We start from the raw sequence: 18,445 nt of genomic DNA, 5'->3' as shown, positions 1-18,445 counted from the left end.
TCTTGTTTGCGTTATACCGCTATTCTGCTCAGCGAGCTCCGGGATTTAAATCGAACCGGTCACAACTCCACCCTGCGTTGAAGAAGTTCGCTTACCAGTGCCCGCAACCGTTGTTCGCCATCGCGCTGGCCGCGACATTCCCCCGCGTTCCGAAGCCGGTCCCAGCTCCAACCCTGCAATACGGCACGACACCACAAACGAGCCTCCGGGTGTTTCCTGATCATACTCAGCACGCCCTCGCAGGCGGAAAGCGTCAACAGAACCGGCAAGGTCAGTTCATAACCCCGGAATCCGTGGGCGAAATTGGCCAGATCCCGTTGGTCATCGCTCCCCAGAGTAACGGCTGCAGGCAACGAACTACCTACCGCCAACAGAAGATCGTGATCGAGTTCATCCCAGTGCCGTGAAATCAGCAATGGCCAGTGGCTGGCAAAACGCTGGCGTAAGCGCTCTTCAAGTGCTTGTCCCGGATTGGTGATACCTTGCAACATCTGCAGCGGGAACTCCCCGGTGGACACTTCCTGACGCAGCCCCATCCGGACCACCGTCAGCCCGCACCGGGCCCAGAACGCCAGAAGCCCGGATTCCCCCCCGAAGCTGGTCCCGAGCAGGTCGATTCGGGCCTCCTGGCAGGCAGCGGTAGCGGCCTGCACCAGACGCTGCCCGATACCCTGCCGTCGGGCCGATTCTGTCACCGCAACCCGCACCACCCGAAGGGTCCTGAGCCTGGCGGCTTCCGGAAATCCCCCGTGGTTGGCCAGGGACTGCGCCAGCAGCTGGCCCCGAAGGCGACGTTTGCCAGCCGCCACGTCATTCGCGAGGCCTTCCGGCAAGCCACCTTCCAGAACCGCCCACAACACACCCACGGTCCGGCCACCAATACTCGCCCTCCAGGTCATGGCAGCCGGATCATCCAGCCACTGCCGGAGGTCGGCAGGCGTTGTGCGATAGTGAGCATTAACCAACAGCCCAAAGGCCTCGGACAACACCGACTCCTCCGCTTCGGCCGGTTCCCAGCGCTCGATGCAAACATCTCCGGCCATCCCAGGCTCCGGTGCTTCAGCCGCCAACAGGTACATCCGGGACACCAACCGCTCCAGCGGGTCATCAACTGCCCAGCGAATCGGGCGAGACAGGCTGACCGCGCGCCATTGCGGGGTCTCCTCATCCAGCACCTGCCGGAAGCGGATGGTAAAACCGCGGCCCGTGCCCTCATAGCCGTGCACGGTGCTGGCAAACACCACCCGCGGCCATCCCAGCAGGATCGCCTTGAGCCACTGGACCGACAGCCCCGCGGCTTCATCAACCATCACCACCTCGGCGGCAGGTTGCTGAGAGAGCAGATCCTGCGGCGTCAGAAAACAGAGTTCCCGGCCCGCCGTCGTGGTCAGCCCGGTCGCTGTTTCTTCAGACAGAAGATTTCCCAGTGCCGCTGCTGCGTGGCGAAACAGGGTCGAGGTATTGTCGGCAGACGGCGCGGTGACCAATACCCGCTCCCGTCCTGCCAGCAACAACCGCGCCGCCGCCAGGCCCAGGGCTGCCGACTTGCCCCGGCCCCGGTCGGCCGTGATGACCAGAGGCCGGCGACGCCGGCCCAGCCCCTGGCGGACGATCTCCTCAATCACGGCCTGCTGCTCGCCCGTTGGGCCGGGACGGAACCCCGCCTTCCGGGCCTCAGAGCAATCCGGCATGGTTACGCCCTCATCTTCGGGCCGCAGCCGGAGAACCGCCTCATCGAAGCCAACCATGTTCGCAAGACGGTTCGCAAACGGATGTTCGTCTGCGCGGTCAAGCCCTGTACGGGCATAATCCGGGTCGGGAAAGTAACGCCACTGATCCAGTTCCGGCGTCAGCCAGAACAACAGCCCGCCCGCCCTCAGGGCGCCTGCCAGCGCGGCAAAGGCATCCGGTGAGTGCCCCGCCCAGCCGTCCCACACCAGAATGGAAAATTCCTGACCCAGCGCCCGCCGGTACTGTGCCATGGCCAGGTGGGGCAGAGCGGCCCGGGCCGCGTCGTCTTCGCTCCCGACCCAAGCACCCTCTGCAGGGGACCATTGACGCAACAGCGAGAAAATCCGCGCCCGGGCCGCTTCCCGGTCACCCTCAACCAGTATCACCCGCCGGTGCCCTGCGGCTGCCAGGGCTTGCTGAAGTTGTCTCAATCCGGAAACGGATACCTGCGTCTGTTCTGTCACGTTGATTCTGACCTGATGTCGATACGTTGTGTCTGCCCGATGCCCGGATTATGCGGCAGCGCTATCCGCTCTGCCAGTTGGCCAGTACAATAGCGGCCATGCCTAGCCAGACCCAAGCCCCAGCCCCTTTGTCCCTGCCGGACTACCTGACCGACGAACAGCGTGCCATCATCACGGCAGGCTACGACCACGCCGTGATCACCGCCGTGGCCGGCAGTGGCAAAACCTTCACGCTGGCCTGGCGCATCCGCTATCTGCTGGCTCAGGGCCACGATCCGGACCGGATGCTGGTGCTTATGTTCAACCGCAGCGCCAAGGTGGATTTCGACCGTAAATTGCGGGCGGTGTGCGGGCAATCCGGGCTTGCGCTGCCGGAAATCCGCACCTACCACGCCATGGGGTTCCGGCTGTACAAGCGTTTTGTACGGGAAGGCTACCTGCCGGACTTTTCTGAGAAAATCCTGACCGAACAGGAAATCCATTATCAGGCCTGGTTACTGACCCGCCGCCTGGCGCCGGAAGAGCTGGCCGATGAGATTCGCCGCAACAAGAAGGAATTTGTCGAAACCGCAACGGGCTTTATCGACCGGGTAAAAACCGGGCTGTCACCCGCCGACATCGTGTTTGAGGAGCTGGGCTATTCCGACAAACACCGGTACCTGATTGACCTGTTCCACGCCTTCGAGCAATGGCGCAAGGGCGAGGGCCGGATCAGCTACGCCGACATGCTCTACGAACCGGTCATGGCCATCCACCAGAACCCACCTCTCCAGCGACTGGTGGGAAACAAGATGGACCTGATTCTGGTGGACGAGTATCAGGACACGAACGAAATCCAGCACCTGTTATTACGCTACGTCGCCGGCGACCGGGCCCGGGTGACGGTGGTCGGTGATCCCGATCAGACCATTTACGAGTTCCGGGGGGCGCGACCCGAATTCATTCTGCGCAAGTTCAGCGATGAGTTCGAAAGCCCTCAGGAGCACACGCTCAGCTACACCTTTCGTTACGGCCACCGGGTCGCCCTGCTGGCCAATCATCTGATCGGCCATAACACCGGCCGCCGGGATGTCATGTGCCATTCCCATCCGGGCACACCCGCCACGGAAGTACACCTGCACCAGGTGGAGAGCGATGGCGACGAGGTGCTTAACATCCTTCAGGCACTGGCACCGGATCAGCAAAATCAGAGCGCCATCCTGTTCAGAGTCTGGAGCCAAAGCGTTCCCATCGAACTGAAGCTGCTGGCCCGGCAGGTTCCCTACCGCATTGATGCAGGCAAAGGCGCTCTGTTCAGCCGGGAAATCCAGGCTATTCAGGCGCTTCTGCTGATCGTCACGAACCGGCTCGGCACTCTGACAGAATCCGATCGGCTGGACATTGCCAGACAGATTCTGAGGTTTCCCCACGTTGGCCTGAAAGAACCGGAGCTCGATAATCTCGCCCGCTTCCTCGCGGCATTCGATCAGAACTGGCACGAGCGCCTGCTGAGCATGGACTTTGACGCGCTGGCCCCGATGGCCGCCCGAAAGCTGAAAAAGCTCGGCGATGTGCTCCAGCAACTCAACCAGTATCGCGGGCCGGCTGCCGGCCTGATTCGCGTATACGCGGAACACACCGAGCTGTATGAAGGGATCCGCAGCCTGGCGCTGACCCACGACAGCGCCGATGAGCGCATCGATACGATCCAAGGGTTTCACAGCTACCTCAGAGGCCTGGATGTCACGGCCGACGGCGCGCTGGACCACCTCTGCGCCCTGAAACAACAGGCCAGCGAGCAGCAGAACCAGGGCGTCCTGCTTTCCACCATTCACCGGACCAAAGGGCTGGAATGGCCGGTGGTGATTATTCCCGGCTTGCAGGAAAAGTACCTTCCCTACAGCCCGCGCCCCCAGGACGATGCCAGAGCCTCGCTGGAAAGTGAGCGCCGGCTACTCTATGTGGCCATGACCCGCTCCCGGCATTGCCTGCATCTCCTCACCCGCACCAAACCCTCCAGCCACCATCTGGCAGGCGATCAGGGCCCAAGCCGGTTCATCGCCGAACTGTGCTTCGGAGTGTCCCGGGAGCTTGGCTCCCTGCTGGACAACCGCCCGGACCCGGCCAGCTCAACCCTCAGTCTGGAGAACCCATCAACCCCCACCAGTGTGCGGTACGCGGAACGGGAAGGTATGATACTGGAAGGCAGCGCGGCCCAGTCTGCGGGTGATCAGGAACCCATCTGGCACCAGCAGCGTGTGGTGCATGCGATCTTCGGCGCTGGCAACGTAACCTCGGAGGACGAGAGCTCCTTTGAAGTTCGTTTCAGCAATGGGGATGCCTTAAACTTCAGCAAAAAGAGTGCACATTTATACTTTACGGTGGCCACCGACTGATCCGTCGCGGTTTTTCCGAATGAGTAGATGTGCGGAGGCCTCGAAAGATGCCTATTTTCGTTTTTTATGGCCTACTAGCCCAGCTTTTTGAGCAACGTGGTGTTTTACCGGAGTTTATCCGGGAAGTCCGGATAGGCTTCAGGACATAATAATCAGACAGGAGGTTCTGCATGAACATCATGCGTCCGGTCGCTTTGGCCGCCCTTGCAACATCCCTTACGACCCCGGCCCTGGCAGAGCGTCAGGAAACCATTTACATCAACCCTTTCGCAGGTTACCAGCTGTTTGACGACAAGCGGGACCTGAGCGAATCCGGCACCTTCGGTGTTGGCCTTGAATATCGCTTCCGCCCGAACTGGGCCGTAGAAGCGGTTTACTCCCGCGCAGACGCTGACCGGAAATACGTGTCTGGCGATTCTGACTTCGACGAAGTCCGCGTGGATGGAACCTACTACTTTGCAGGACCAGAGTCCGCCTGGAACCCGTACGTATCCCTGGGTGCAGGCCATGCCGACTTTGGTTCTGATGCCAGCGGCCCGTTTACAGCCGGTTCAAACCACGATGAAACCCGTGTGAACGTTGGTACCGGTTTCCGCTATCACGTGACCGATGGCCTGTCTATCCGTGGCGACCTCCGGGAATTTCACGGTATCGACGAAAGCACCTTCGACACCATGGTCTCTCTGGGCGTGAGCTGGGCCTTCACACGCACCGTTGCCGGCCCGGCTCCAAAAGCCCCGGCCGATGCGGATAACGACGGCGTACCCGACACCCGCGATCAGTGCCCCGGTACCCCGGCCGGTGTCAGTGTCGACAGCAACGGTTGTGAGCTCGACGGCGACAACGACGGCGTCGCAGACAGCCGCGATGAGTGCCCGAACACCCCGGCCGGTGCCGAAGTTAACAGCCGTGGCTGCGAACTCGACAGCGACAACGATGGCGTGGTGAACAGCCAGGACCAGTGCCCGAACACAACCGCAGGCGCCAAAGTGGATGCCGAGGGATGTGAAGGCGTCACTGAAACCGTCGAAACCATCGAACTGCGGGTTCAGTTCCCGACCAACAGCTCTGTGATCAATGCGGCCTATGACGAAGAAATCCGTCGCGTGGCTGATTTCATGGCTGAGTATCCGGAAACCACCGTTGAGATTGCGGGCCACACCGATAGCCCGGGCAAAGCCTCCTACAACGAGTTCCTGTCTCAGCGCCGTGCAGAAGCTGTCGCTGGCAGGCTGACCGGCCCTCTGGGCATCGACCCGGATCGGGTAAGTGCTGTGGGCTATGGCGAAGCTGAGCCGATTGCCAGCAACGACACACCGGCTGGCCGTGCCCAGAACCGTCGTGTTGAAGCTCGTATTCAGGTCCGTCGTTAAGACCGGCCAGCCGTTCACTAAGGCGCCTTCGGGCGCCTTAGTTGTTTTCAGGCCAGGAACGCATCCAGTAACAGGTTTCTTGGCGTCAGTTGCCGGTCACAAAACGTTCCCAATCGCACCCGGTAACCCTGCTCTTCCAGGAACACCGCGTAGTCCAGCACCAGCCACAATTCCAGAGGCCGGCGGAACAGGTGGCGCATCAGTTCGTGACGGCGCACCTGTCGGTGTCTGGCCTGGCCGCGCGCCTGCCAGAGCTCCCAGTCGACCCCCGAAGGCAGGTTCAGCCCTTTCTTTTCCGCTGCCCAGCGACAGAACAGTTCAACGTTACCCGAATTGAGCCGGGCCGGGTGAGACGGTACAGGCAGGTAGTCCTGACGGCCGGTCAGATGCCGCTGAAGTGCGTCAAAGCCAAGCCTCCAGACACTGACTCGCTCCGTCTGCTCCCGCACCCGCTCCGGGGCCGTGACCGTTTCCTGAACAGCCAGCCTCATATCGTTGCGCTCGAGGGTCAACGCGCCTCCATACTCCCGGGTTTTCCGGGCCTGAAGCCGGTAGCGAGAGTGCGCGGTCAGGTGATAGCAGCACGGTGAGAGGCTCAATCTCGGCAGGCCACGGGCCGCCCCCCGCCGCATCAATTGCCGGTGAAGATCACCACAGGCGTGCAAGGCAACACCATGATGACCGGGCGGCAACACAAGATCCTCCGCCAGTACGTCCTGGCGGACCAGCGTCACCGGATCACCATAATGCAAAGCCAGCCGGTTGCCATCCTCAACCAGCTCAGGGTCCCATTCCAGCCCAAGTACCTGATCCGTTCCCTGCCTCACCAGAGTCCGGCTCAGGTGGCCTTTTCCGCAACACCAGTCCAGGACCGGCCATTTCAACGGCGCCACCGCCGCCGCAAAAGCGCCGGCCTGAAGCCGTTTCCGGCCTGGCATATCAACCGCTGAAGCCTCCGTCAGGGCCGCCTGATGGCCCTCCGGGGCCGAGGCAAACCGGGGCAACGCCAGAAATGCCGAATAGTGCGCCAGTCCGGGCACCACCTCCGCCACCCGCTCTGCCAGCTCTGGCAGATGGTTTTCCCAGTGGTCACACTCGGAGTCCGGCAACGACTGGAACCAACCGGCCAGCTCGGGATAACGGTGGCACCAGCCCGGGACCGGCTCCATAAACGGAATCGGTCGCCAGAACTGCTCCAGATCCCGGAGCCAATCGTTCAGGGACCGCCAACGCTGGTAAAAACATCCCGAGGCTTGGTGTACACTCGCCGCCGGAGGTAATGTCATGAAACTGGCCTTTGTACTGGTTGAACCCAAAGTCCCCGAAAATGTCGGGGCCGCCGCCCGGGCACTCTGCACCATGGGCTTCGACGAGCTGTGGCTGGTCAATTCAGACCTGCATACCCGGCCGGAGGCCCACTGGCTGGCCCACGGCAGCGATCATATCCTGGATAACGCGCGCATTTTCCCCGATCTGGCGGCCGTTAGAAACTCCGCGGATCTGCTGATGGGAACGTCAGCCAAACCCCGTCATCAGCGTCAGGACTGGCACGAACCTGGCGCCCTGCGCACAATTCTGGAAAACAAAGGAAACTCGGTGACAACGGCGGCTCTGGTTTTTGGCCGGGAAGACCGTGGGCTGGCCAACGACGAACTGGCCCTGTGCGATGTGCTGACCGGCTTTCCGATGGCCGTGAGCTATCCGTCGCTGAACCTGTCGCAGGCAGTCATGCTGTACGCATGGGAGCTCTCGGGCCTGGCAGCGCTGCCTTCTCGTTCTCATGCCCCGGCGTCTGAGAGCAGCCTGGGAGCGTTACGTCAACGCCTGGAGACACTGCTGCCGGCGCTGGACGCGCCCGCAGACGAAAAACTCTCTCACTGGGTGTTTCAACGGTTGCCACTGCTGTCGGAAAGAGACATTGGCTTCGTGCACACTTTGTGTGGCAACCTCGAACGTAAGCTCTGAGCTACTCCTGAAACCGCCCCGGCCTGAAAGCCTCGAGCGGAACGGCGGGCTCTTCGCCATCAATGACCTGGGCAATTACCGAGGCGCTGCCCGCAGACAGCGTCCAGCCAAAGGTACCGTGACCGGTATTGAGAAACAGATTCTGGCGTGGGCCCCGGCCAATAATCGCCGGGCCATCCGGTGTCATCGGGCGAAAACCGGTCCAGGTTTCGGCGGCGTCCAGATCCGCACAACCCGGGTAACGCGAACGAACCGATTTCTTGATCGTGGCCAGGCGAGCCTCTGGAATGTCCCGGTTGAAATCGGCCAGTTCCACAAACCCGGTCGCCCGGAGCCGGTTACCCAGTCTTGTTGAGACCACTTTCAGATTGTCATCATGAATGGTGCTGGCCGGTGCTTTGTCCGGATCACTGAGGGGCACCGTCAGGCTGTAGCCCTTGACCGGGTATATCGGAAGCTTCAGGCCAAGCGGGCTCACCAACTGCGGTGACCAGCAACCGGCGCAGATGACAAAAGCATCCGCTTCGAGGGTAGTCCGCTCCCCTGCCGACGTCCGGTATTCAAGCGCCTGCACTCGTTCGTCGTCAAACACCAGGCGCTCAACATCCACGCCGTACAGGAAGCTTGCCCCCAGATCCTCACAGGCCTGTGCCAGTTCACGGGAGAACAGATGACAATCACCGGTACCATCGGTGTCATAACTCAGGCCGCCACAGAGAGGCCCGTTACCGGTCATGCCCGGTTCTGCCTCCCGCACCTGCTCTGGCCCAAGCAGGCGGGAAGCAATGCCAAGCTCGTTCAAAAACTCGTGCATTTCCCGACACTCCGCCATGGCCTCAGGGGTACTCGCCAGGTGCAAAAGGCCTTTATGTTCGCCATCGAACTGCAGCTTGTGCTCCTGCTCCAGGGCCAGAAAACGCTCCCGGCTGTGAACACCCAGCCGCAACATCGCCCGCTTGTTCAGGCCAAACAACCCCGGGCTCCAGGCATACCGGAGCGTGGCAAACATAAACCGGATAGCATCCAGCGAGGGGGGAACCGCCAGTTTGAGTGGCCCGTCCTGCTGGAACAGCCAGGGAACGGCCTTGAACACCATGGCCGGATCGGCCCATGGATACACCACACCGTATGATCGCTGAGCGGCGTTGCCTTTACTGGTCTCGCTGCCAGCAAGGTCGTGGCGCTCGAGCAAGGTGACCTGATGTCCCCGCCGAATAAGCTCCCTGGCAGTGGTCACTCCCACTACACCGCCTCCAACAACTGCAATATGCATACTGCCTCCGTTAACTGACGCCGTTTTCCGCCAGCAGTTGACGATACTCGTTTAAAATGTCGGGATGTTCGGCCGGGTACTCTGGTGCGAGCTGCTCCAGCACCTCGGCCAACAAGGCGGCCACGATAGCCCGTGCCTTCGGCTTGTCATCGCCCGGAACGACAAACCACGGCGCCTCATCCGTGTGAGTCTGCACCAGGGCTTCTTCGGCACAAGCCTGATAATGCCCGCGCTGCTTCCAGCCCTCGATGTCGGAATGATCGAACTTCCAGCGCTTTCTGGGCTTATCGAGACGCTTGAGCAGGCGCTGCTTATGTTCCTGCTCGGACAGGTGAAGCCATATTTTCACCACACAGGTGCCTTCACTGACCAGGTGGCGTTCAAAATGCCGGATGGCTTCAAACCTGGCCGGCCAGTCATAGCTGTCTTCGTCTCTTACCGGCCAGACCCGCTCACCGATCACCGCCTCATGATGGCTTCGGTTGAACGCCACCATCTGGCCGTAGGCCGGAAGGAACGGCGTTACCCGCCAGAGAAAATCGTGAGCGGCCTCCGCCGCATTCGGTCGACTGAACGACCATGCGTGAAAACCCGCCGGGTCAGCGAAGGTCGCCAGGGTCCGGATAAGACTGTCCTTGCCGCTGGTATCCGGCCCGTGAACAACAACCAGTAACGCTCGCTTACTGTTGGCCCAAAGCCGGCGCTGGTACTCCCCGATGGCCTCCAGGCTGGCCTCCAGTGCGGGCAGGTCGTCATCCCGGTCATACTCCGTGGGGTAACTGCTCAGCGCCGGTCGCCGGGGGTCCAGAAACCAGGATCGGGCAAACGCCGTATACTTCATCAAGGAAACTCCCTATCGCCAGGATGCAGGTCAATAATCGTGCTAAGTGATAGACTGACGTGATCTGCTTCTCAGAATAGCATCCATGTATCCACTGTGATGGAGTCTAGTACCACCGCATGAGCAAGAAACGTCGTGAGATTCCCGTATTCGATCACCCGATTATCGAGACCCACTGCCATCTCGACTATCTGAGAGAGCGGCCGCTGGCAGAAACCCTGCAACAGAGCCAGCAGGTTAATATTGAGAAGGTGATCACCATTGCCGTTTCCCCGGAGAACCTGGCGGAGGTCCGCCAGCTCTCCGGCTCCGCGGACTGGGTTTATGGCACTCAGGGGGTCCACCCCCACGAAGCCGAAGCCTACACCGATGCTGTGGAGTCCGAGATTCGTGAGCATGCCACCGACGACAACATCGTCGCCGTTGGCGAGATTGGCCTGGACTATTTCTACGACAACGCCGACCGCGCGGTACAACGCGAGGTCTTCCGCCGCCAGCTGCAGGTTGCCTGTGATACCGACCGCCCCGTGGTTATCCACAGCCGCGATGCCGATGAAGACACCATTGCCATCCTGAGGGAGTTTGAACAATCCCTGAGCCGTCGCGGGGTTATTCACAGCTTCACCTCGGGCCCCGGGCTGGCTCAGTACGCGCTGGATCAGGGCTGGTGCCTGGGGTTCAACGGCATTACTACCTTCAACAAGGCTGAAAACGTGCGCGATATCGTCCGGATGACGCCCATCGGTCAGATCCTGCTCGAAACCGACGCGCCGTTCCTGACCCCGGTCCCGTATCGCGGGCGCGAGAACGCGCCCTTCTACCTGCCGTTCATTGCCGAAAAGATTGCAGACATCAAGGCCCTCCCTCTGGATCAGGTCCTGACCCAGACCTATCAAAACAGCCTTCGCACCTTCTTCCCGACTCAATGATCAAGCGTATTCCCGTTTCTGCGCTGAAGGTCGGCATGTACATCACCGACCTGAACAACGACTGGATCCCGCACAACACCCAGCGCAGGAAAGGGGTGATCAGGCGAGAGGAAACCATCGAAAAAATCCGCAGAATGGGCGTGCAGCATGTCTATATTGATGTGTCCCGGGGCTCCGATTCCGAAGATGCCGAACCGGCGACCGAGGTAGACCGGCGTAATCAGGAGGCTCTGCAACAGGCCGGAGCGCAAAAACCCGGGTTCAACCCGAAGGTGCCCTTAGACGAAGAAATCGTGGTCGCCCAGCAGGTGCACAGTCAGGCCCAGAATCTGGTCGGGTCTTTTATGAATAACGTCAAAATCGGCGGCGCCATCGACGTCGCCCCGATCCATAAACTGGCGAACGAACTCCAGAATTCCGTCCTCCGGAACGCCAACGCCTTGAGTTGCCTGGGCCGGATTCGTGAGAAAGATAACTACCTGCTTGAACACTCGGTCAACCTGAGTGTGCTGATGTCGCTGTTCGGCCACTACCGGAAACTGCCCCAGGACATCCTCCACCAGGCCATCGTCGGCGCCCTGCTTCATGATATCGGCAAGATCCTGACGCCAGACGACATTCTGCACAAACCCGGCCGGCTTTCCCCCGAAGAGTTCGAAGTGATGAAGCTGCATGCCCGCCACTCCCGGGACATTCTGGCAAACACCGAGGGTATTGGTGAGATTACCGTGATCACCGCTGCCCAGCATCACGAGAAACTGGACGGTTCGGGTTATCCCGAAGGGCTCAAAGGCGATGAGATTACTGTGTACGGACGCATGGTCGCCATTACCGACGTCTACGACGCCATTACCGCGGACCGTGTTTACCACAAAGGCATGACCCCGACCCAGGGTCTGAAAAAGCTGCTGGAATGGAGTGGCGACCATCTGGACCCGGCACTGGTCAGGGAATTCATCCGATGCGTAGGGCTGTATCCGGTCGGCTCCCTCGTTCTGCTCGAAAGCGGCAAGCTTGGGGTTGTGGTTGCGACCAATGAGTCCGATCAACGCCTGCCAGTGGTGCGCGTTATGTACCACACCCGATTCCGCATGCCCATCCCGGTCAAGACCATAGACCTGGCTCGCCCCGGCAACCAGGACCGCATTGCACAAGCCGTTGATCCGGAACAGTACCGGGTGGACGTTCGAAAGTTCATGGTCTGAGGCTCCGAAACCGGGCCCCGCTCTGCTACGCTTGAGGCCATGTCTGGCCTTTTGATGCGATAAAACCCGATGCTGTCTTCCATTTTTCAGATTCTGGGTGGCCTGGCCCTGTTTCTACTGGCCATGGAAATGATGACCAACGGCCTGAAAAACGCGGCTGGCCATCATCTTCGTCACCTGCTCGGACACTGGACCCGGACCCCGCTGCGCGGCTTGTTTTCCGGCTTTGTCATCACCGGCATCGTCCAGCATTCAGGGGCGGTCACCGTTGCCACCATTGGCTTTGTGAACGCCGGCCTGATGTCACTGCCGCAGTCCCTCGGTGTTATTTTCGGTTCCAACATTGGCACCACAATGACCGGCTGGCTGGTCAGCATGATTGGTTTTGGTTTCAACATCGAAGCCTTGGCCCTTCCCCTCCTTGCCGCCGGCGTTGGCATCAAACTCATCAGCCGGAACCCGAGAAATCAGTTTCTGGGCGAAGCACTGGCCGGATTCGCGCTGTTCTTCCTCGGCCTCTCTGTCCTGAAAACCGCACTGGAGTCGTCCGCGCTGGGGTTCCAGAACGGCAACCTGATCAATCCTGACTATGGCCTGCCTGCGTTCATGCTGATCGGTCTGGTGACAACCCTTCTCACCCAGTCATCAAGCGCCGCTCTGGCGATCGTGCTCACGGCGGCAGCCAGCGGCCTGATTCCTCTGAACAACGCAGCCGCTGCCGTCATTGGCGCCAATCTTGGCTCTACCTCCACCGCCGCACTTTCAGCCCTGAAAGCAACGGCCAATGCCCGCCGCCTGGCCGTCGGGCATATCCTGTTCAACCTGGTCACCGGCGCTATTGCCCTGCTGATTCTTCCGGGGATGCTGTGGCTTGTCGCTACTCTCACCGACCTTATGGACCTGGAAACAAACCCGGCCGTCTCCCTGGCGCTGTTCCACACTCTGTTCAACGTGCTGGGAGCCGCCATTATGCTGCCGTTTATCCGGCCCTTCGCCCGTTTTCTGAGCCGGATGTTTCGCAGCAAAGAGGAAGATAATGCCGAACCCAGATACCTGGATGATACGCTGGTGACCACCCCGGAGCTTGCTATCGGCGCGGTGGATCAGGAAATGAAGCGGCTACTGGGCCTCAGTCGTGGGCTGCTGCGTGTCTGTCTGGACCGGGAAAGCCTGGACGAAACCGACCTGCGCCCGAAAGCCGATGCCATACGCAATCTGAACCTGGCGATTACCGATTACATCGCCCGTCTGCGGGCCGAGAAGATGCATCCCTCGGTTGTGGAAGCCCTGACCCTGAGCATTCGAACCTGTCGCTATCTGGCTGAGGCAACCGCACTGACCATGCCTCTGGTTCGATTACGGGCTCTGGCGCGGCGCCCCGAATTGGCCGCGCTGAGCGCGGATTTTGACCGGTTTTTCAGTATTATCCGTGCCCTGGTGGCTTCTAAAAACCCGGCCCCGGAGCTGCTGAGTGAATCTGAACGGGTCTACCACTGCCTCAAGGACGCCACCTTGCAGCAGATGATTCAGCAGACGTTCAGTTCCAGCCTCGGGGAACAGACTCTGGATGCACTGAGCAGCGTGCGCCGACTGACCGATCAATGGTCCAAAGCCCTGCACTGGCAAGCCGGCATCGGGCTTCTGAACGAGCACCATCGGCGGGCTCAGGACTCCTGAAAACGGCAACAGCGGTTTTTGCCTTGCCGTTTTGCCTGATACATCGCCTGATCCGCCTGGCGCAGCAGCTGGTCACCATCAATCTCATCACCCGGCGAATACAGCGTGTACCCCAGGCTGGCCGAGACTTCCACGCTGTGATTTGCCACCCAGGCGGGCTCCGCAATCACCGACAACAGTCGAGACAACAGCGTATCAAGCTGCTCCTCGTCGGGAACATTCACAACAATCGCGGCAAACTCATCGCCCCCAAGCCTGGCCAGGGTGTCCTCTTCCCGCAGCGTGGCCCGCATACGCCAGGCCACTTCCACCAGCAAGGCATCGCCAGCCTGGTGCCCGAAAGCATCGTTAACCGGCTTGAACTGGTCCAGGTCGATGTAGACCACCGCAATCTGATACCCCTGGCGCCTGGCCTGGGCCACGGACTGCTGGAGGCGATCCGAGAACAGCACCCGGTTTGGCAGGTTCGTCAGAGCATCGTAATGCGCCATGATCCGAAGCTGTTTTTCTATCTCTTTTTGCCGGGTAATGTCGCTGAACACCCCGACAAAATGAGACAGCTCACCCTGCTCATCCACTACACTGCTCAGGCTCAGGTTCAGAACAACTGCCCGCCCATCCACTCGTCGCGTCGCAAATTCACCACTCCAGACACCATGACGACTGGCCACCCCAAAGATGGCACTGCCCTCATCGACCGGCATCGGCGGCAGATTGCCAATTGCTTCCTCGTGCTCACGACCGGTAATGTGGCTATAGGCGTCATTGATATCCATCACCGCCCCCTGAGCATCGGTAATAAAGATGGCCTCCCGGGCATTTTTAAAGACGCTCAGGGCCAGCCGCTGCTGCTCCTCAGCGAACTGCTGGCGGGTAATATCGTGCCAGGAGCACAGCACCGCCGGGGTGCCGGCTTCCCGTTCGTAAACTGGCGCCAGTGTCATCGACACCCAGACCCGCGAACCATCCGGGCGCAGGAAAACCCACTCACTCTCGGCAACCTCACCGCACACCACCCGGTGATACAGGTTTTCGGCTTTTTGCAGCGACGGTGCACCATCGGGCTGACTGTGCGGTGAGAACGCCGCCAGGCTCTTGCCAAGTAACGAGGCGGCCGATGGATACCCCACCAGATCCATGGCAGCCCGATTGCAATCGCTCAGAACCCCATCACGAATCATCAGCATGGGCTGTGGCCAACTGCCAATCAAGGCACGCAGCCGCCGCCCTTCCATGGCGAGCTGGCGTTTCTTTCGACTGAGCCAAAGGCTGGTGATCACAAGCAGGATAAACAGCACCGCGATCGTAACCACCCAACCGCGATACTGGTGCAGAACATCCAGCCAGGTCACTCTGGGAACCTTGTCATACGGAGGCATACGCAGGGTGCGGGTCAGTTCCTCCACCGACTGGTAATCAGCCGGCGGGGAAAACCCCGCCAGGCCAGCCGCTTGCGCGGCCGGGTGATCCGGTTCCAGGGCAAGCAGCGCAGAGGCAACCCGCCGAACGGTACCACTGTCCACGTGGGGCAGAGACACCAGCGGCCACTCCGGGTATAGCCTGGTTGAAGCGACAAAGGGAAAGCCTTTCAGCCGCTGCTGGTTGATAATCTTCAGCTCTCCCCGAAGCCCGGGGGTTTCCTCAACCAGCTCCTCGTAGATACCGGTTCGGATAAAACCAACCTCGGTATCGCCGGTAAGAACCGAGCGGATCACCCGGTCATGATTTCCCAGGTAGACCATTCGGTTGTGGCGGTGAATATCAACCCCCGCCGCCAGTAACTCCAGCGCCTGGGCCTGATACCCCCCAAGGTAGGTCAGCCCGGGGGTTGCGATGCTTTTCCCTTCCAGATCCTGCAGGGTATTGATGTCATCCCGCTCAGAACGAGTCAGAATAACCCCGCCAATGCTGCCAGTGGTTTCTCCCTGCCCCTGTTTCAAAAGGGTCGCAAGAACCCCCGTCAGACTGCGTTCACTACGAATGACCAGGAAATGCGACGGGTTGGTCAAAAAGAAATCAATACGATTGGCCGCCAGCGCCCGGTTCATGTCGTCCTGGCTCAGCGCCCGCAGCTTCACCTGCATGCCTGTCTGCCTGGAGAGATAGTCCGCCAGTGGCTGATAACGTTCGTAGATCAGCGTGTCTAGCCGATAGGCATAGACACCCAGGGTGATGACCTCCTGAGACTTGCCCCCCACAGCCATTGAGCACAGCATCAGCAGCGCAGAAAGCCCCCGACACAGCCAGTGACACCCCCTCATGGCAGACTCCTGGGCAGAAACGAGGCGTCCGCCACCGGCCGTACATCAGAGCGCGCCTTCATCAATCCTTCCCGGAGCAAAACGATTTCGAGTTGATTCGCGACCAGGTTCAACCGTCCGTTACGAGCCAGATAACGGTGATTCGCAGAAAGCTCCGGCAGCATCACCGTGGCCATGGACTGACGCACCAGCGCTGGCGAGATGTCCTGACGGCTGGCGATGCGATAGACGGAATCGTGGAGATTACGCACCATATGCTGCAGGCCAAGAAAGTGCGCTCGCACCAGTGCCCTTATGGCTTCTGGCCTGCTTTCCGCGGCCTCTTCCGTCACAACCAGCACATCGAAAATGGTCTCCGGAAGCTGGCTGCTGTCAAACAACCTGACGGCGCCCATCGCTTCCAGTCGAGAGGCCTCAGGCTCGTAGTTCACGGAGGCATCGATGATTCCCCGGCGCCACGCCTCGGCATGCTCATTGACGGGCATGTCGACAACCGAAATGTCATCCGTGCCAAGGCCAGCCGCATCCAGCACCGCAAACAACATGACTCCGGAAACGGCATCCAGTTCAACCGCCACCCGACGCCCCGGCAAATCAGTCAGGTGTTCAATCCCTGGCCGCACCAGCAGCACATCCGCCCCCACGGAGACATCGGTCACCGTCACAATGCGAACAGGTACACCGGCGCCACGCACCCGGAGGGCTTCATCCAGTGTCAGGGCAGCCGCATCCAGATCGCCGGCGATCAAACCCTCTATGGAGTGACTGGCCGCGTGCTGTTTCACCAGTTGCAGGCGATCCGGCAGCCAGCCGAACTCCTCAGCCAGGTAGAGCGACTCGTAGCCGATCCAGGGATGCACACCAATACGAAGGGGCTCAGAGGGAGAACAACCGCCAAGACTCGTGGCTGCCAGAACAGCAGTCATCAACTGAAGGAATCGGCGGCGGTGCATCCAGTCACTCCGGGGCAGGAAAGATATTGCCCTGCATACTAATACGTCGCCATAGTAGCCGTAAATCTGACCAAAGCCTTGCGTCGGGCCAGATTCACCAACACATCGGACGCTAACCCAGAGACAGAAACACTCCCATCATCACCGGCGACAGAAACGAGAGCAGAAAACCGGACGCGATGGCAACCGGAACGCAGGTGAGGCCACCACTGCTTCGGATCACCGGCAGGGTAAAATCCATTGATGTCGCACCCCCATAGCCAATGGCCATGGCCGGGCGCACATGGATCAGCACGGGAATCAGCGCCAGAGCGATAATCTCCCGCAACACGTCGTTCAGAAACGCCACACCACCCCAGGCCGGCCCCAGAGCATCGCCAATCACAATACCGGAAAGCGAATACCAACCAAATCCCGAGGCCAGCGCCAGCGCCTGATGCCAGGGGATCTCCAGCCACGGGATCAGCACCAGCCCCGCCACCATCGAGCTGAGCACCAGCGTGAGCGCAATCCCCAGGCCCTGTCGGTTCATCAGAAGTTTCCGCAGGGACAACCCGGCATTACGAAGCTGCAGCCCAATCAGAAACAGCAGTAGCATCAAGGCCCAGGTCGCAACCTCATCCACCATGGGCAGTTCAGGAAACAGGAAATACCCCAGCAAAACACCGGCCAGAACCGCCATCAGGGGTTTCAGTCCCGCCAGAAACAACCGGCCATATCCCGGCCGGGGGCCGGCATCCGCCACATCGGTATGCATGGGTTGCCAGCGGTGAAAGAGCCATAAGCCAGCCAGGTTCGCCACCAGCAAAAGTACCACAAGCGCCGTTACCTGGCCGGCCATGGTCCCAAGCTGGTCCAGTAATCCCTCCATCTGTCCCAGCCCCAGCCCCAGCAACGCCAGGATGAAGTACACCAGCGCTTCCACCACGTAATGGATCATGGTCATCAGGCGACGGTTGGTCAGGCTGACCATAAAGCCAAAAAACAGCGGGGCAAGAATCAGGAGCGCGCCGGTCAGCATAACAACCTCGGGTGGGCAAACAGGGTGACGGGAAGAGTATCGTTCAGGGGATCAGTGCAGGTTGCTACCCGAACGGTCCTGAACCAGAACCCAGGGCGCGATGACCACGGCCCAGAGCTCTGCATTTCGGTCGTACCAGCCTCGCGCCAGATCTGGCGCGACCTCGCCCACCTGTCCGCTCGTCATCCAGTGCTCGAACTGAGCCTTGTTATCTGCGGCCAGCTGGGCGGCCACATTGAGCAGGTCCAGCTCGGGCGCCACCCGCACTACCTGCCCCCGGGCATAGTAGGTCTGCAGTTCCTGCCAGTGGATTCGGGAGGTTTCCAGATTGAGTTTGCTTTTCAGCTCTTCCGGGGACTGGGGGGACGACATACGGA

General features: G+C 60.4%; 14 protein-coding genes. 6 read left to right on the top strand and 8 right to left on the bottom strand.

Going from position 1 to position 18,445, the window contains the following annotated elements; translation table 11 throughout:
- Positions 1-59 precede the first annotated feature (59 nt).
- Positions 60-2,195: a tRNA(Met) cytidine acetyltransferase TmcA gene (locus tag K325_RS0112305; RefSeq protein ID WP_029654572.1), complete on the bottom strand. Its 2,136-nt coding sequence runs from the start codon at positions 2,193-2,195 to the stop codon at positions 60-62.
- Positions 2,196-2,245: 50 nt separating this feature from the next.
- Between K325_RS0112305 and K325_RS0112300 the strand changes: the two genes are divergently transcribed.
- Positions 2,246-4,570 carry an ATP-dependent helicase gene (locus tag K325_RS0112300; protein ID WP_029654571.1) on the top strand — a complete coding sequence of 775 codons (2,325 nt, stop codon included), beginning with the start codon at positions 2,246-2,248 and terminating at the stop codon, positions 4,568-4,570.
- 170 nt (positions 4,571-4,740) lie between these two features.
- Positions 4,741-5,943 carry an OmpA family protein gene (locus K325_RS0112295; RefSeq protein WP_029654570.1) on the top strand — a complete coding sequence of 401 codons (1,203 nt, stop codon included), beginning with the start codon at positions 4,741-4,743 and terminating at the stop codon, positions 5,941-5,943.
- A 47-nt stretch (positions 5,944-5,990) separates the two neighbouring features.
- Here the strand turns inward: K325_RS0112295 and K325_RS0112290 are convergent, their stop codons facing one another.
- On the bottom strand, positions 5,991-7,229 hold the full coding sequence (locus tag K325_RS0112290) for a methyltransferase (protein WP_029654569.1): 1,239 nt from the start codon (positions 7,227-7,229) through the stop codon (positions 5,991-5,993).
- Between K325_RS0112290 and K325_RS0112285 the strand changes: the two genes are divergently transcribed.
- Positions 7,228-7,908 (top strand): tRNA/rRNA methyltransferase, encoded by a 681-nt coding sequence (locus K325_RS0112285; protein WP_029654568.1) that lies wholly within the window; start codon positions 7,228-7,230, stop codon positions 7,906-7,908. The two genes, K325_RS0112290 and K325_RS0112285, sit on opposite strands and share 2 nt — an antisense overlap.
- Position 7,909: 1 nt before the next feature.
- On the opposite strand, the gene K325_RS0112280 is transcribed toward K325_RS0112285, so the two are convergent.
- Both K325_RS0112280 and K325_RS0112275 read right to left on the bottom strand, forming a co-directional pair.
- Complete coding sequence (locus tag K325_RS0112280) at positions 7,910-9,181, bottom strand: D-amino acid dehydrogenase (protein WP_029654567.1); 1,272 nt, start codon at positions 9,179-9,181, stop codon at positions 7,910-7,912.
- Positions 9,182-9,191: 10 nt separating this feature from the next.
- Entirely contained in the window at positions 9,192-10,022 is an 831-nt protein-coding gene (locus K325_RS0112275) for a polyphosphate kinase 2 family protein (RefSeq protein ID WP_029654566.1), read from the bottom strand.
- 119 nt (positions 10,023-10,141) lie between these two features.
- Here K325_RS0112275 and K325_RS0112270 point away from each other — a divergent pair, with 119 nt between their 5' ends.
- The 3 genes from K325_RS0112270 (at position 10,142) to K325_RS0112260 (ending at position 13,833) form a co-directional block, all read left to right on the top strand.
- A complete protein-coding gene (locus K325_RS0112270) occupies positions 10,142-10,951 on the top strand; it encodes a TatD family hydrolase (RefSeq protein WP_029654565.1) in 810 nt (269 codons plus the stop codon).
- Positions 10,948-12,156: an HD-GYP domain-containing protein gene (locus K325_RS0112265; protein WP_029654564.1), complete on the top strand. Its 1,209-nt coding sequence runs from the start codon at positions 10,948-10,950 to the stop codon at positions 12,154-12,156. The genes K325_RS0112270 and K325_RS0112265 overlap by 4 nt, the downstream gene beginning before the upstream one ends.
- 69 nt (positions 12,157-12,225) lie before the next feature.
- A complete protein-coding gene (locus K325_RS0112260; protein WP_029654563.1) occupies positions 12,226-13,833 on the top strand; it encodes a Na/Pi cotransporter family protein in 1,608 nt (535 codons plus the stop codon).
- Here the strand turns inward: K325_RS0112260 and K325_RS0112255 are convergent.
- From K325_RS0112255 to K325_RS0112240, 4 genes are all read right to left on the bottom strand, one after another.
- Positions 13,821-16,094, bottom strand: coding sequence for a diguanylate cyclase domain-containing protein (locus tag K325_RS0112255; protein WP_029654562.1), 2,274 nt, complete (start codon positions 16,092-16,094; stop codon positions 13,821-13,823). The genes K325_RS0112260 and K325_RS0112255 overlap by 13 nt on opposite strands.
- Entirely contained in the window at positions 16,091-17,047 is a 957-nt protein-coding gene (locus K325_RS0112250) for an ABC transporter substrate-binding protein (protein WP_029654561.1), read from the bottom strand. The genes K325_RS0112255 and K325_RS0112250 overlap by 4 nt, the downstream gene beginning before the upstream one ends.
- Positions 17,048-17,159: 112 nt before the next feature.
- Positions 17,160-18,068, bottom strand: a complete 909-nt coding sequence (locus K325_RS0112245; RefSeq protein ID WP_029654560.1) for a LysO family transporter — start codon at positions 18,066-18,068, stop codon at positions 17,160-17,162.
- 51 nt (positions 18,069-18,119) lie between these two features.
- Positions 18,120-18,440 (bottom strand): DUF2288 domain-containing protein, encoded by a 321-nt coding sequence (locus K325_RS0112240; RefSeq protein ID WP_029654559.1) that lies wholly within the window; start codon positions 18,438-18,440, stop codon positions 18,120-18,122.
- Positions 18,441-18,445 lie beyond the last annotated feature (5 nt).

It is taken from the genome of Marinobacter daepoensis DSM 16072 (assembly GCF_000421165.1).
GTDB lineage: Bacteria > Pseudomonadota > Gammaproteobacteria > Pseudomonadales > Oleiphilaceae > Marinobacter > Marinobacter daepoensis.
Note: the sequence above shows the minus strand (reverse complement) of the source record. Positions and strands in the feature narration are given on the sequence as shown.

Coding starts and splice junctions, on each gene's coding strand:
- K325_RS0112300 (WP_029654571.1), top strand. CDS start 2,246: ATGCGGCAGCGCTATCCGCTCTGCCAGTTGGCCAGTACAATAGCGGCC.
- K325_RS0112295 (WP_029654570.1), top strand. CDS start 4,741: ATGAACATCATGCGTCCGGTCGCTTTGGCCGCCCTTGCAACATCCCTT.
- K325_RS0112285 (WP_029654568.1), top strand. CDS start 7,228: ATGAAACTGGCCTTTGTACTGGTTGAACCCAAAGTCCCCGAAAATGTC.
- K325_RS0112290 (WP_029654569.1), bottom strand. CDS start 7,229: ATGACATTACCTCCGGCGGCGAGTGTACACCAAGCCTCGGGATGTTTT.
- K325_RS0112280 (WP_029654567.1), bottom strand. CDS start 9,181: ATGCATATTGCAGTTGTTGGAGGCGGTGTAGTGGGAGTGACCACTGCC.
- K325_RS0112275 (WP_029654566.1), bottom strand. CDS start 10,022: ATGAAGTATACGGCGTTTGCCCGATCCTGGTTTCTGGACCCCCGGCGA.
- K325_RS0112270 (WP_029654565.1), top strand. CDS start 10,142: ATGAGCAAGAAACGTCGTGAGATTCCCGTATTCGATCACCCGATTATC.
- K325_RS0112265 (WP_029654564.1), top strand. CDS start 10,948: ATGATCAAGCGTATTCCCGTTTCTGCGCTGAAGGTCGGCATGTACATC.
- K325_RS0112260 (WP_029654563.1), top strand. CDS start 12,226: ATGCTGTCTTCCATTTTTCAGATTCTGGGTGGCCTGGCCCTGTTTCTA.
- K325_RS0112255 (WP_029654562.1), bottom strand. CDS start 16,094: ATGAGGGGGTGTCACTGGCTGTGTCGGGGGCTTTCTGCGCTGCTGATG.
- K325_RS0112250 (WP_029654561.1), bottom strand. CDS start 17,047: ATGCACCGCCGCCGATTCCTTCAGTTGATGACTGCTGTTCTGGCAGCC.
- K325_RS0112245 (WP_029654560.1), bottom strand. CDS start 18,068: ATGCTGACCGGCGCGCTCCTGATTCTTGCCCCGCTGTTTTTTGGCTTT.
- K325_RS0112240 (WP_029654559.1), bottom strand. CDS start 18,440: ATGTCGTCCCCCCAGTCCCCGGAAGAGCTGAAAAGCAAACTCAATCTG.